At 59.4% G+C, this 14,340-nt stretch carries 11 protein-coding genes and 2 tRNA genes; 7 read left to right on the top strand and 6 right to left on the bottom strand.

The window, feature by feature from the left end:
* Positions 1–125 precede the first annotated feature (125 nt).
* Both SFUM_RS05835 and SFUM_RS05830 read right to left on the bottom strand, forming a co-directional pair.
* Positions 126–2,873, bottom strand: a complete 2,748-nt coding sequence (locus SFUM_RS05835) for a cation-transporting P-type ATPase (protein WP_011697983.1) — start codon at positions 2,871–2,873, stop codon at positions 126–128.
* A gap of 197 nt (positions 2,874–3,070) precedes the next feature.
* Positions 3,071–3,496, bottom strand: a complete 426-nt coding sequence (locus SFUM_RS05830) for an SRPBCC family protein (RefSeq protein WP_011697982.1) — start codon at positions 3,494–3,496, stop codon at positions 3,071–3,073.
* A 384-nt stretch (positions 3,497–3,880) separates the two neighbouring features.
* Here SFUM_RS05830 and SFUM_RS23270 point away from each other — a divergent pair, with 384 nt between their 5' ends.
* Positions 3,881–4,045: a hypothetical protein gene (locus SFUM_RS23270; protein ID WP_167321319.1), complete on the top strand. Its 165-nt coding sequence runs from the start codon at positions 3,881–3,883 to the stop codon at positions 4,043–4,045.
* Positions 4,046–4,215: 170 nt separating this feature from the next.
* Here the strand turns inward: SFUM_RS23270 and SFUM_RS05825 are convergent, their stop codons facing one another.
* Positions 4,216–4,617 (bottom strand): pyridoxamine 5'-phosphate oxidase family protein, encoded by a 402-nt coding sequence (locus SFUM_RS05825; RefSeq protein WP_011697980.1) that lies wholly within the window; start codon positions 4,615–4,617, stop codon positions 4,216–4,218.
* A gap of 288 nt (positions 4,618–4,905) precedes the next feature.
* Between SFUM_RS05825 and SFUM_RS05815 the strand changes: the two genes are divergently transcribed.
* Both SFUM_RS05815 and SFUM_RS05810 read left to right on the top strand, forming a co-directional pair.
* The gene (locus tag SFUM_RS05815) at positions 4,906–6,996 is read left to right on the top strand and encodes a M1 family metallopeptidase (protein ID WP_011697979.1); all 2,091 of its coding nucleotides are present in this window, start codon (positions 4,906–4,908) and stop codon (positions 6,994–6,996) included.
* Positions 6,997–7,003: 7 nt separating this feature from the next.
* Complete coding sequence (locus SFUM_RS05810; RefSeq protein ID WP_011697978.1) at positions 7,004–7,861, top strand: ChaN family lipoprotein; 858 nt, start codon at positions 7,004–7,006, stop codon at positions 7,859–7,861.
* A gap of 583 nt (positions 7,862–8,444) precedes the next feature.
* Here the strand turns inward: SFUM_RS05810 and SFUM_RS05805 are convergent.
* Together SFUM_RS05805 and SFUM_RS05800 are read right to left on the bottom strand one after the other, a co-directional pair.
* Positions 8,445–9,353, bottom strand: coding sequence for a hypothetical protein (locus SFUM_RS05805; RefSeq protein WP_041439982.1), 909 nt, complete (start codon positions 9,351–9,353; stop codon positions 8,445–8,447).
* On the bottom strand, positions 9,353–9,691 hold the full coding sequence (locus tag SFUM_RS05800; protein ID WP_011697976.1) for a hypothetical protein: 339 nt from the start codon (positions 9,689–9,691) through the stop codon (positions 9,353–9,355). The genes SFUM_RS05805 and SFUM_RS05800 overlap by 1 nt, the downstream gene beginning before the upstream one ends.
* A gap of 182 nt (positions 9,692–9,873) precedes the next feature.
* Between SFUM_RS05800 and SFUM_RS05795 the strand changes: the two genes are divergently transcribed.
* Positions 9,874–10,806 carry a tyrosine-type recombinase/integrase gene (locus SFUM_RS05795; protein ID WP_208597112.1) on the top strand — a complete coding sequence of 311 codons (933 nt, stop codon included), beginning with the start codon at positions 9,874–9,876 and terminating at the stop codon, positions 10,804–10,806.
* Between the two features lie 14 nt (positions 10,807–10,820).
* Here the strand turns inward: SFUM_RS05795 and SFUM_RS05790 are convergent.
* Positions 10,821–10,908: transfer RNA gene (locus tag SFUM_RS05790), tRNA-Leu, on the bottom strand.
* Between the two features lie 363 nt (positions 10,909–11,271).
* On the opposite strand from SFUM_RS05790, the gene SFUM_RS05785 reads away from it, so the two are divergent.
* From SFUM_RS05785 to SFUM_RS05775, 3 genes are all read left to right on the top strand, one after another.
* Positions 11,272–11,344: transfer RNA gene (locus tag SFUM_RS05785), tRNA-Ala, on the top strand.
* 468 nt (positions 11,345–11,812) lie between these two features.
* A complete protein-coding gene (locus SFUM_RS05780; RefSeq protein ID WP_150109445.1) occupies positions 11,813–12,745 on the top strand; it encodes a hypothetical protein in 933 nt (310 codons plus the stop codon).
* An 89-nt stretch (positions 12,746–12,834) separates the two neighbouring features.
* Positions 12,835–14,205, top strand: a complete 1,371-nt coding sequence (locus tag SFUM_RS05775) for an SBBP repeat-containing protein (RefSeq protein WP_011697973.1) — start codon at positions 12,835–12,837, stop codon at positions 14,203–14,205.
* Positions 14,206–14,340 lie beyond the last annotated feature (135 nt).

Raw genomic sequence — 14,340 nt, 5'->3', positions numbered from 1 at the left:
CACGGGAATGAGTCGATGGATGGAGGGGGTTCTACGCCCAGGAGCCCGCCGCACCGCTGGCTTGCCGGGACAGGCTTTGTACCCGCCGAATCGGCGCTCCGCGCCCTGAACCGTTCAACCCGGGTTCAAGGCGCTTTCCCGACGGCTTGCTCCTTGCCGCCCCCGCTCGTTCTCTGTCGCACCCATTTTTCAAACCCGATCACCAGGTAGACCGCCAGGCCCGTGGCAAGGATATATCCCCAGGCGTCGAGGGGGATCGGGGCACCGTGAAACATCCAGTTCATGGCGGGCAGATAGGTGTAGAGGAGCTGCAGGAGGACCATGAGTGAGACGCCGACAAAGAGCCACGGATTGGAGAAGAGGCCCAGCTGGAACATGGACTTGGTCAGCGACCGGCAGTTGAGCAGGTAGAAGATTTCGGCAACCACGAAGACGTTCACCGCCACGGTGCGGGCTTGAGCCTCGCTCGCTCCCCGGTGCAGCTCCCATTCGAAGAGGCCGAAACCGGCGGCGGTGAGCATCCCGCCCACGAGGATGATGCGCCAGAGAAGGTAGCGTGTGAGAATCGGCGTCTTCGGATCGCGCGGGGGACGCAGCATGATGCCGGGCTCTTTGGGCTCGAAAGCGAGGGTCAGCCCCAGCAGGACGGCGGTCACCATGTTGATCCACAGGATCTGGACGGGGAGGATCGGCAGCGTCGCGCCGGCAAAGATGGCCAAAAGAATCACGAGACCTTCACCCAGGTTCGTGGGGAGCGTCCAGACGATGAATTTGGTGAGGTTGTCGAAGACTCCCCGCCCTTCCTCAACCGCGGCTTCGATGGTGGCGAAGTTGTCGTCGGTGAGGATCATATCGGCGGCTTCCTTGGCCACCTCGGTACCGGTGATGCCCATGGCGATGCCGATGTTGGCCCGCTTCAACGCCGGCGCGTCGTTCACGCCGTCGCCGGTCATGGCGACGATGTGCCCCCTTGCCTGGAGCGCTTCGACGAGCGACAGCTTCTGCTCGGGGTCCACCCTGGCGAAAACCGGTGTCTCTTCAGCCGCCTCGATGAGCTCCGCGTCCGGCATTTTCGCCAGGGTTTTCCCGGTTATCGCCGCCTTCCCGGCCGGGGCAGAATCCCCGGCATCGATCAGCCCGATCTTTTCGGCGATCGCCGACGCGGTGATCGCATGGTCTCCGGTGATCATCTTGATGCGGATGCCTGCCGTGTGACACGCTTTCACGGCCTCTATCGCCTCAGCCCGCGGCGGGTCGATCATCCCCTGCAGCCCCAGGAAACGGAGGCCGCCGGCCACGTCCTCATGGTCGAACGGGGCCGATTCCGGGGAGATGTCCTTTTTCGCAAACGCCAGGACGCGCAAACCGTTTGAAGCCATCCTCCCGACCTCGGCCATCACCCGTTCCCTGTCCACCGGTTGAGCGGCTCCTGTCGCGTCGAGAGATTCCGTGCACCGCTCCAGGATGATCTCGGCCGCCCCCTTGACGTAGGCGATCGGGGTTTCGGCCTGCCCCGCATCATGCAAGGTCGCCATGTACTGGCGTTCCGATTCGAAGGGAATCACGTCGAGCCGCGGAAGCCGGGCCGCCTCTTCGTCGGCCGAGAGGCCCACCTTGGCGGCGACGACGATCAGGGCACCTTCCGTGGGATCTCCCTGCACGCCCCAGCGGCCTTCCTTTTGCACGAGGATGCTGTCGTTGCAGAGCAATCCCGCCCGCAAACACTCAAACAGTACCGGGGTTCCACCGTGGGTGATGGGCTCGCCCTGCTTCAGGACCGTTCCCGAGGGGTCGTAACCCGCGCCCGACACTTCGAAGGTTTCGTCGCCGGCGAAGATTTCCTGAACGGTCATCTGGTTCTCGGTCAAAGTCCCTGTTTTGTCCGTGCAGATGACGGTGGTGCTGCCCAGGGTCTCCACGGCGGGAAGGCGGCGGATGACCGCCCGTCGCCTGGCCATCCGCGCGACGCCGATGGCGAGCGTGATGCTCAACGCCGCGGGAAGCCCTTCCGGGATGGCTCCCACGGCCAGCGCGACTGCCGCCATGAACATCTCGAGAGCGGGTTGGCCTCGAAGAACGCCGATCAGCACCGTGGCCGCGGCAAGCGCCAGGATGGCGTAAAGCAGAATGTGGCTGAAGTGGGCGATCTTTTTTGTGAGCGGGGTCTGCAGCTCGGGTGCCGCGGAAATGAGCTCGGAGATCCGCCCGACTTCCGTGGCGTTGCCCGTGGCGACCACCACCCCGGTTCCCTGGCCGTAAGTGACCAGGGTCGAGGCGTAGACCATGTTGCGGCGATCGGCCAGCACGGTGTCACGGTCGAGAACCCCTCTTTTCTTCTTGACCGGTACCGATTCGCCGGTAAGGGTGGATTCATCGATCTGCAGATCCTTCAATTCGATCAGGCGCATGTCGGCGGGGACCTTGTCGCCCGACTGAAGGAGGATGAGGTCGCCCGGCACCACCTCCGCGGAGGAGATCCGGCGCCTGGAGCCGCCTCTCAGCACCGTGACTTCGGCCACCATGGTCTGGGCGAGGGCGGCGATGGCGGCCAAGGCCTTGGACTCCTGGAGGAAACCGATAGAGGCGTTGACCAGCACCACCCCGAAAATGACGCCCGAGTCGACCCATTCCCGGAAGGCGGCCGTCACCGCTCCGGCTGCGATCAGGATATAGATGAGGGGCTGATGAAGCTGCAGGAGGAATCGCATGAGGGGGCCTTTTCCCCCTTTGCCGGTGATGACGTTGGGTCCGAAGTGTTCCTGGCGGCGTTTGGCTTCGAATTCTTCCAGGCCCCTCTCCGGGTTGGTTTGAAGGAGCTCGCTCGCTTCCCCTCCCGGCATGTGGTGCCAGTGCTTTGCCATCAGCCTTTCCATATATGGGCCCTCCTCATGGTGTCTGTATAAAATCCGGGGAACCGGCGGTGCCGGCGAATGCAGGAATCGGCAAACCCGCCGGCGGCAGCGAATGTTCTTCATCTGCCGCTGCCCCGCGCATTATGGCGGTTGCCGTCCAGGGGATCGATCGGGCTCGGGATTGCCCTGCAAAGAGTTAAGGCTCATCCGCGCACCCGTCAAGACAATCCGGCTCTGTGCGTGGGGTCCGAATCGCGCTCGGCGAGCGAGCGGATGCGTTTCATGGCTGCAAGGCAGACGAGCAGGTAGGGAAAGGCGATGAGCGGCACCCCGAAAAGCAGGAGCGAGCGGTTTGCGCCAAGACTTTCCACCGTGTGCGTGGTCGCCGGAATTCCGAGAACGCGCCAGGACCACGTTCTTCCCGGTTCAAAGCGAGTCACGGCAAACGGCGCCGTGAATCCGAGAACGGTCCTCACACGGCCCGAAGAATGTGCCGTCAGGAAGCGCTCGGTGCTCTCAACGTCACGGATGGACGGTCCCCATTCGACCCAGCGCGACGTGTCGGTGAGAAGCGTCCACACCCGGTCGGCACCCGCACCGACCGGCAATCCGACCTCGATATAGGGGAAAACGATTCGAAGCACCGCCCCGTCCTCCAACCCTCATGGAAATGCATTTTCAGGTCAAAGACCAAAAATCCTCAGAGCAAGAACCAGCCGGGAGCATGCAGACCTCAGCCGAACGATTCCAGGCTCGGAGCGCCGATTCCCCCGGCTGTGCGCCCGTCCGCGATCGATCGACTCTTTTCTCGCCGCATGCGCGGGATCGCTCAATTTGGAGCGGATTCAAAGCGAGCGTGTTATAATGGAACGAAAAAGCTCGGGCAGCTGACGGCCCCGCCCCCGGCGCGCTTTGAGGAACGCCGGCGAGCAAGACCGGAAAGAGCCTGACGATTGTGTGGAGTTCAAGGACGTTCCCCCCTCACCGGCCTGGTCGATGCCGACCGGCCGGCCCGGAGATCGAAGCTTATGTGCCTGGAAAAGAAATCTCGCCCCAGCCCCCGGGCCTTCGTCGACAATTTGCGCGGGCCGCAACCCTGGAGCCGCAAGATCCTGATGCTGCTCCGCAACAACTGGAAAAAGCTGACGACCCTGCAGGATTGCTGCGGTCACCCGGGGGAGCCGGGATGCTGACAGCCGCCCGTCGGCCTCGGTGAGGCCGCGCCGGGAGAACAACCGAAAAACTGATCGTTCGGGGGAAAGCCGATCTTCAATACGACCTGGTCCCTCGATCCTGCCGTGGCCATCCCGGCCGGAAAAACCGATCGTTCGGGGGAAAGCCGATCTTTAACGCTATCGCGCGCTCAGGCCGCCGAACCGCCGGCACCGATGAGCGGCAGGGTCATGTCCACTCGAAAAAAGACGAGAAACCTCGGTCCGTCCTGACCGCCCCTGTCCGAAGGATGGGGCCGGCGGCGCAAAGTCCTCAACAGTTCCGTGTCCTGCTCTTCCTTCACTTTCGTCAGGTAGATTCTTTTTCCCTTGTAGCCGGAACCTGTCTCGATGAACAGGTACGCGGCGTGGGAGTTTTCCTGGAGGTTCCTGTGAGTGAGCTTATGGGGCATGATGAACGCAACGGTCCCGTCGGCCATGAAATGGGGGCGGGAAAAGACCGCCTGGTTTAGAAGACCGTCGCCGTCGGCGGTTGCGAGAATGCCGTGTCCCGATGCCTTTTCGAAATACTCTTTCAGTTCCTTCGTATCCATTTTCATCCTTTTCGTGTTCGAAAGCCGGGTTCGTTGTGCGGCCGCACATGCGCCTGCCTGTCAATTTAGCGTCGACCGGAAGAATATCAAGCCGTCGGATGGAGAACCTCGACACAAAAAACCGGGCGGTATTCGCCGGATGTGTCCCGGCGGATTCTTTCGTGCTTATCTTCTCCGCATACGGCGTGGAAAAGAATGCCGCCGTTTCGGGATTCATGGATTACGGGCCCTTTCCGGGAGAAGTCCGCCCGCATGAACAGACAACCGGCGATATGAGTGGGGGAAGTCATGGGTTCACTGCGCAGCGCCTTGTGGGCATTCATCTTGAGCGGGCTGCTTCCGGGGATTATCACGGAGGCGGGCGCGAAGCCCACGACGTCCATCCACTACGACATAGCGGTCCGCATCGAAACCGCTTCCGGGGCTCTCGAGGGTTCGGGCACCGTCACGGTGCGGGACGACGGCGCGATGCCGCCTGCCTTCACCCTGCGACCCGATGCGCGCGTCCATTCGGTGACCGGATCGGGGGGCGCCTTGCCTTACCGGTTCGAGGGAGGAGTACTCCGGGTCCCTCAGAGCGCCCTTTCAAGCCCGGGGGACCTGAGGATCACCATTCGGTACGCGGCCGCTTTTCATGACGCAATCCCCGGGGATCCCCTCTACACGGAGGATCCGACCTACGGGGTGACCGGCGTGATTTCCAAGCGGGGATTGTTCCTGGCGGATGATTCGGGATGGTACCCGAAGGTCCCCGGAGCCTTCGGCACATACCGCATCCGGGTCGACGTGCCCGCGGGGATGGAGGTGGTCACCGCGGGGACGCTCAAGGAGAGAACCCCTGACGGAGATCGCCTCGATTTCGTCTGGGAGATCGAGCAGCCCCTGCGCGGCGTTTCCCTTTCCGGCGGTCCCTACGCGGTGAAGACGGGCCGCGCGGGACGGATTCCTTCCTTTTTCTACCATTTCCCCGGCTCGGAACGGCTGGCGGAACCCTATCTGAGCGCGGTGAGCCGCTACATCGCGCTCTACGAGGAACTGTTCGGTCCCTATCCGTTTCCCAAGTTCGCGGTGGTGGAGAATTTCTTTCCGACCGGGTACGGATTCCCTTCTTATACGTTGCTGGGAAGCCAGGTCATCCGCCTTCCGTTCATTGTCGATACCAGCCTCGGCCACGAGGTCGCTCACTCCTGGTGGGGAAACGGCGTCTTCGTGGACTACGGGAAGGGAAACTGGTCTGAAGGGCTGACGACCTACGTTGCGGATCATCTTTACAAGGAAAAAATATCCCCCGAAGAGGCGAGGGAATACCGGGCACGAATCCTGCGCAATTACGCGACGCTGGTTTCTCCGCGCGAAGACTTCCCCCTCGCGGAGTTCGCGGGGCGGGACAGCCCGGCCTCCAGGGCCGTCGGCTACGGAAAGGGGGCCATGGTCTTCCACATGGCCCGAAAGCTCGCGGGGGACGAAGGATTCTGGCAGGCACTCAAGGACGTCTGCCAAAAAAGGCTGTTCCAGGAGACGTCCTGGAGTGACTTTGCGGATGCATTTGCCGCCCGGAGCCGGGGAACGGACTTTCACGCCTTTTTCAGGCAGTGGGTCGATCGCCCGGGAGCCCCCACCCTGAGGATCGACCGAGTGGAAGCGACCAAAGTCGCGCATGCCTGGAAGGTCCGAGGGACCCTTTTGCAGGAGGCGCCCTTTTTTGAGCTGTTTGTCCCCTTGCGGTTGGAAACCGAAAGCGGTGAGATTTTTGCCTCGGTGTTCGTCAAGGACCGGGAGACGACCTTTTCCATCGATGCGGGATCACGTCCCACGCGGCTTACGGTGGATCCCGATGCGGACCTTTTCCGACGCCTCCATCCCGAAGAGGTACCGCCCGACATCAATGCGATCAAAGGCTCGGATGCTCTTGTGGCGGTCATGGCAGCCGGTCAGGAGGTAATGCTGGACGGCGCCGCCCGTGCGCTCCTTTCCGGCCTCGGCCTGCAAGAGCTCGTCGTTGTCCGGGAGAGCGAGCTCCATCCGGCTCAACTGAAAGGCAGGGACCTGCTCGTTTTCGGTTTCCCCCGCACGAAGCAGCTGTTCGATGTTCTTCCCGGAAACCTGAAGGTGGCGACGGAGCACTTCACCCTGGACGAAACGGTCTACGGGGAGCCCGGCGACGGCGCGTTTTTCGCCCTGAGGTCCGGCATCGACACGAGCAGGAGCGCTGGGCTTTTTCTCGCCTTCTCCCGGGAAGCCGCAGACGTTCTGGCAAGAAAGATCCCTCACTACGGGTCCTACAGCGTCGTGGTCATCCGTGACAACAATGTGGCGGTCAAGAAAGTCTGGCCGGTGGCGGACTCCCCCTTGATCCACCGCTTTTCATTTAGGGAGTGATCCAGCTATGAAGCGAACGGCGATACTCGTTCCGGCAATTGTCCTCATCGTTCTGGTCGGCGGTTTGTTCCCGTGCCCGCCCGTTTCAGGGGCGTCGGACCAGGTGCTCCTGAGACTCTCCGACCGCAGGGAGGTCCGCCTCCATGAAGCCGTGTACGACTGGAAGTCGGTGAAAGTGGTCCTCGTGGGAGAGCTTCACAATGAGAAAAAGCACCACGAAATCCAGCTGGAGGTGATCAGGGCGCTTCATAACACCGGTCTCCAGGTGGCCGTCGGCATGGAGATGTTTCGCAGGGAGAGCCAGGGGGTGCTCGATGAGTGGGTGCGGGGGACCTTGTCCGAAGCGGCGTTCCAGAGGGCCTACTACGACAACTGGAACAGTCCGTGGCCCCTGTATGCGGACATCTTTCATTACGCCCGCGAAAAGAAGATACCCATTGTCGGGCTTAACGTTTCAAGGGAAATCACCCGCCAGGTGGCGGAAAAGGGCTTCGCGTCCCTCGGAGAAAAGCAGAAAAAGGATCTGCCGCCGGTGAGCTGCGCGGTGGACGAGAGCTACAGGAAATTCATCCGGCGGGCGATGGGTATTCACGGTCATCAGGGCATGAACTTCAACAACTTCTGCGAAGCGCAGATCCTCTGGGATGCGGCGATGGCCTGGCATACCGTTCAATATCTCAAGGCGCACCCCCAGCGGACGGTTGTCATTCTGGCGGGGAACGGCCACGCGTGGAAGCCGGGCATCCCGAAACAGCTCGAAGCGCTCTCGGGTTATTCCTGCCGGGTCATCCTGCCGCACATGCCGGGTAAATCCGATCGGGATTCCGCGACGGACCAGGACGCCGATTACCTCTGGATCGAGTGACCGCAGCGGGGTCAAACCTACACTTTTCACATTTTCTTATCAGGTCGAGGGGAATTCCCCAATGTTTCGGTTGCGCAACCAGGGGGCTGCCGGGCTTCCCTTTCCCGCAATCCTTGATAATTGACGGACGAAGCCCCGCCGGTCCCGAAGACGCACGCGGCGGGCCGTCGGCGGACCGACGATCGCTTATCCGGAGGTGCTGACCAATGGGTGGAGGTGGGGGCCTCGGACGGTTTTCCGCCGCGGAATGCGGGCCGAGGCGTTGTCCGCGAGGTTCGGGACCAACAAAAAAAGAGGCTGGCCCAAAAGACCTCACCCCTTAATTTTTCGTGGTGCCGGAGGAGAGAATCGAACTCTCACGTCCGCAAGGGACACTGGATTTTGAGTCCGAATAGGCAACACCCCATAAAACCCGCTCCCCGTAAAGCCTTACGGAGAGCGGGTTTCTAATTTTGATTTTTGGTTTCGTTAGGTCTTATTTGAAAATATTTGACCCTGTTGGGCACAATTTAGGCACAATCGGGCACGCCGCGACCGCCTGATTCCATGCGGGTCCGCGGGCACCCGGAAATGGGACTCGATGTTATCGTTTCCGCGTTTCTCGCACGACTGTTGAAGCCGACTGGTCGGGAAACAGGAACCCATGGGCGCTGACCTTAAACCGATCCGTTTCGGTCTCTCTATTGTTAGCAGGCTTATACAGAGCTTTCTTGATAAGTTCGGCCGCCTCATGATATCCTGTACTCTCCATGATAAAAAAGGCGATCCTCATCGTGGGGATAAATCCATTGGGATGCGAGATGTCGACCTCTTCCGGCCTTTTGATGAGTATCACCGCATTCGGAATGGTAGTTCTTAGCCTTTGAAATTTATTCCGGTACAGTTCAAGTGTCTCGTCGTATGGAAGTGCGAACACGGTCGGGTCAGCAATCTTCTCATCGGCACGCAAGCCCTCGATAAACGGTTGCGAGTTCTCGAGGAGCATCTTCTTCTTCTCTTTCTTAATGAGCGTCCCGGGGGTGGCCGGAACCGGAAAAGGACCGTCATCTTCCAGAATAGAAAGATCGCCTTTCCACACTGCAGTATAAACCCGGCCCTGCGTTGTCGTGATGGTCCGAGAATCCTTCGACTGGTACTCGGTAAGGACGATCACAGCCTCTTTCGTCCAATTGTCGGAAAAAAGTGAGTCAGCGTTCGTCCCGGCCTTCCGGCTATCAGCACCTTCGGGTGAACTGTCATCGTCAATTGAGTCGGCGTCCATCTCGGTATCCTCGGTGATGTCACCTTCAGGCGGTTGGGCTCGTTTCTGGGTGATGGCGCGTTCAGGTGATTGGACCCGAATGCTGTATTTTATGTGTTTGAGCGCTTCAGACCACACTTCGTACGCCTTCGGTGTGTCGTAGAAGGTATCACCCCGCTCGAAGCGGCAAAACGCCACCGGGTCACTGAATCCTTTCGGCACAGCCCATGAAAATCCCTCGAAGAACTCCATCACTTCGTCCTTTGCATGAGGTCCGACAATTCTTTCTTCACCTTCATAAACTTCTTCTTGGCCATTTCGACTTCCCGCTCAGCCTGCTGGTACCGATCCCTGGCGGACTCGATCGCCGTCCCGCGGATCATTTCGCTCACTTGGCAAAGGCAATCGGCGTTACCGCTGATGATCCCCGTCTTGTCTCCGGTCAGGATGCGTATGCGGTGCTTGCAGTGTTTTTCAAATTTTGCGCCCGGGCATGAGCAGCTTATGGTGATGTCAGGCCCCACTCTTATCAAGGTGACGGTATACGGTTCCGGAGCCGATCCTTGTATCAAGAACTGAAGGGAATCCATGAAATTCCTCCGCTGTGAGGCAAATAGAAACTTCCTGACACTCATACCACATTCTACGTCGTGACGTCTATTAATGCTCAACCCGAGTCCGGTGGGTTTCCGGCCGGCGTCCTGGCGTCGGTGCGTTGACGGCGCCGGCGTGGTGGGGCCCCCGCCCTTTTCCAAAACACCACGGCGACCATGTGAAGTTTGACGAACTCGCCGAGGACTTCCTGACCGACTACCGGATCAACCAGCGCAAGAGCCTGGAAAGGGCGGAAATCAGCACCAGGCACCTGAAGGAGAAGTTCGAGGGCATGCGGATCGCAGACATCACGACGGCCACCGTGAAGACCTATATCGAAGAGCGCATGGGCTCCGGCGCCGCGCATGCCACAATCAACCGGGAACTCGCGGCCCTGAAGCGAATGCTCAAACTCGGGGCCCAGAGCACGCCGCCCAAGGTTGACCGTGTGCCGCATATCCCCATGCTCAAGGAGCGTAACGCCCGGGAAGGGTTTTTCGAGCGCGCCGACTTCCTCGCCCTTCGCGATGCTCTCCCTTCCTACCTCAAGGGTGTGGTCACGTTCGGGTTCAAGACCGGGTGGCGAAAGAGCGAGATTTTGTGCCTACAATGGGCACAAGTCGACCTCGACAACGGCATTGTCCGCCTCGATCCCGGAGACACGAAGAATGACAACCCGCGGATGGTCTACCTCGACGAAGAACTGAAAGAGGTCTTCCAGACGCAGTGGATCGCCCGCAAGGAAACCGGCAAGCTCTCCGCCTATGTGTTCCCCAACGAGGCCGGCATGGACCGGATCAGGGACTTCAGAAAGTCCTGGGACACGGCGTGCACTGAAGCAGGGATCAGCGGCAAGCTCTTTCACGACCTGCGAAGGACCGCAGTCAGAAACATGGTCCGGTCCGGCATCTCGGAGCGGATCGCGATGAAGATTTCCGGCCACAAGACCCGGTCGGTATTCGACCGTTACGATGTGACCTCCGGTGAAGATCTTAAGAAGGCAGCATCCCGCCAAGAGGCCTACCTGCAAGAGCAAGATTCCGTCCTGGGCACAAAAATGGGCACAATCCTGAAAATCCGCAAAAAAAGAGGAGCCAACCAAAACGGCTAACTCCTTGATTTTCTTGGTGCCGGAGGAGAGAATCGAACTCTCACGTCCGCAAGGGACACTGGATTTTGAGTCCAGCGCGTCTACCAGTTCCACCACTCCGGCCCGTACTCGGGGACTATAAACAGAGGGCTTCGAGAGTGTCAAGGAAAATTGGGCCCGCGAAAAGCCTCCGCTCCGGCGCGGGAAGGCGATCGGGTGAAAGGGAAGGGCGACGGCGCACGATTGCCTGGAACGCCTAGTCCGCGTTCGAGTGTCCCCTGTCCCGCGGTCGTCTTTTCTTTTGCGTGTCCAGAATACGGCGGCCGTCTCCCGGCACCGCGACATGACGCGTCCGGCCGCCCGGGTTCCTTTTCATCCAGCCGATCTATCTCTGTGGATTGTGTCGGAAGACGATGTTTCTGGAAAAGTCGTGAGAAAAGACGATTGACAGAATCGATCGCTTCGAGTAACTTCTCAACTCCTCGTGGGGCTGTAGCTCAGTTGGGAGAGCGCTTGAATGGCATTCAAGAGGTCCGGGGTTCGACTCCCCGTAGCTCCACTCCAATTCGAATTCCAATCAGATATGACCCATTCTCAGCCTCTGCGCGCTTTTCTGGCGCATCACGAAGGCTGAAGGATGGGTCTCTGCTTTTTGGATGCCTCCCCTGCATGCCTTATGCGACAGCCCGTTTCTATTGTTTCGCAATGGAAGGTTTCCCCGCTCCGGAATGTCCTCAAGAGAGGGTGAACCGAGATGTTTCTTCCTACGGGCTTCCCGGCAGAAGCCGGATACCTCGCCTGGAGAACGGTGGAATCCGCCCAGGGGTACAATGTGGACGGCTCAGCCCGAAGGGCTTGCACCGACCGTTCGTTTCCTGAGAGCACCCCGGGAACGGTTGCAGCGATCCCGGATCATTCCGGATGCCGCCAATAGGTTGTTATCACAGGATTTTAGGGTGGAACGGAGCTCGTGAGTGCACTCCGGGGTTCTCTCGCGGCCGAGTCGAGAAGATTTTTCGGATTATTCGTGGCGATTTTCACAGCTTCATGGTATGGAATTGTACACTTTTGCCCGCTCAGTGAAGCGATTCCCGGCGGTTCCGGTTTTGCGAAACGCGCCGGGGCACGCTTTGGACGTTACGTCGCAAGAATTATCGGACAAAACCCATTATTGGATTCAAGATTTTGGAAGTCCTTGAAGCGGATTCCGCTTGCCCTGGGCGCTTTTGGTGCATCGCGGCATGAATTGCATCTTTCTGCGTTATATACATACAGAGGGGGGAACATAATGAGAAGATCGGTCGTTTGGGCGGTCATTGTCCTCGCGGTATTGGCCTTGAGTTCATCGGTTTCGGCGGCTACGGTCGACATCGTCAACTACTCGGCGCTCAAGCCCGGCAAGTGGTCCATCTTTCAGGAATCAGGCGGCACGTCCAAGCAAGGTTTCATTACGGTAGCCGGGGCGAGCGGGCAGATCGTCCGCAAGTATTACAACAACGAAGGAGCCGGCTGGACTTTCGATTCCTCCACGGTGTTCAAGGTGACGTCGACCAGTTTTCAAATAATCGGTATGAACGACGGAAAAGACATGTGGATTTTCGAACCTGCCTGCACATTTCCAAGGCTGCTCACGGTAAACCAGTCATACCATCGCAGTATAATCATGAGAAACAAGAGAACGAATGCGACTCAATTCACTGTTATATGTATATGTGTGACACAGAAAGGAATAACCGTCCATACCGCACCCGGAACCTTCTCCAACTGTATAAAAATTCGTAAATATGAATATTCCCCTGGTGTGATGAGAATGACCACCGAGTTGTACGCACCCGGGCGTGAGAAGTTGAAATCGTGGGTTTCCAAGATCAAGGACACCACGAACCCCGAGAAAGAAACCCAAAGCTCCTTCACCAAGGAACTGATCCAGTTCGGGGACTCCGATCCGCCGATTCCCTGATGCAATGGGGATTTCGGCGACAAGGGTGAACGCCGCCCCGATTCGATTCCCTGAAGCTTGAGGCCCATAGAACCACGAGGAGGAACCGCTTGAAGACTCCTGTCAACTTTCCAAGGCTTCCGAGAACAATCCAAATTGTCGTTCCACTGCTTTTCTTCAGCATCTTGAGCTGCCCGGCCGTGGCATCGGCGGGGTGGGTCCAGCGGTACGGCGGCGGGGGAGGGGACTTTGCTACGGGGATCGCCGTGGACCGCGGCGGGAACGTCTATGTCACGGGCGCTTCGGCGGGTTTCATATCGGGAAACTACACATACATCGATTATGCGACGATCAAGTATGACAGGTATGGAAACCGAAAGTGGGTGCGGCGATACAACGGCCCGAAGAACTACAATGACGAGGCCGCGGCCATTGCCGTGGACCCCGACGGGAACGTCTACGTCACGGGCAAATCGATGGGGCTCTCTTCAGGCTACGATTATGCAACCGTCAAGTACGACACGAACGGGAAGCGGCAGTGGGTGAGACGGTACAACGGCCCTCAGAACAAGAACGACAAAGCCATGGCCCTGGCCGTTGACGGCGGCGGGAACGTCTATGTGACCGGCCGTGTCGACGGCGATGATTACGGCCATTTTGCGACCATCAAGTACGATACGAACGGGAAACGGCAGTGGGTGAGGCATTACAAGGGGCCTTGGAACGCCAAAACCCCCGCCGCCATAGCCGTGGACGGCATCGGAAACGTCTATGTCTCGGGGGCAGCCGATCCGGGCACCTTCGACTATGTGACCATCAAGTACGACGCGGATGGCGGCCTGAAGTGGGAGCGGCACTACAACGGCCCGGGTGGGCTTTACGATATGCCCGCGGCAATGGCCGTGGACCGGAGCGGAAACGTTTATGTCACGGGAGGTTCGATGGGGTCGGAAGATTACGGCTCGCTGGACTATGCCACCATCAAGTATGACACGGAAGGAAACGAGAAGTGGGTGCGGCGCTACAACGGTCCTCGGAATGAAAACGATACGAGTAAGGCCATAGCCGTGGACTCCGCCGGCAACGTCTATGTGACGGGCGAAGCCGAGGGCATTTACTCATCCCTCGACTACACGACCATCAAGTACGACGCCGATGGAAATCGGCAGTGGATAAAACGCCTCCTGGGGCCTCGCGATGCGGTTGAGGTTCCCACCGCGATAGGCGTGGACTCTGCGGGCAACGTCTACGTGACGGGCCAGGTGGAGGGCGCCTCCGGGTACTGGAGGTATGGAACCGTCAAGTACGATACGGATGGAAACCGGCAATGGGTGAAGTTCTACTCGGGGGGCGGTACTAGCGTGGCCACTGCCATGGTCGTGACCGCCGGCGGGAATGTCTATGTCACGGGCATTTCATATGGCGCGTACTCCACCGACGCGGATTATGTCACCATCAAATACGACACGAACGGGAACTGAACGGTGAATCCGCAGGCGGCCGGGTTGAGACGTGGCTCGGGGTGCGGGAACCTCATGGACAACAAGCGTGACCCGTGACCTGGAACAGGACAAGCCGCCCCGATTGGATTCCCTGCAACCCAAAGCCCATGAAAC

This window comes from Syntrophobacter fumaroxidans MPOB (assembly GCF_000014965.1).
Lineage (GTDB): Bacteria > Desulfobacterota > Syntrophobacteria > Syntrophobacterales > Syntrophobacteraceae > Syntrophobacter > Syntrophobacter fumaroxidans.
This window is presented reverse-complemented; position numbering and strand designations above follow the sequence as displayed.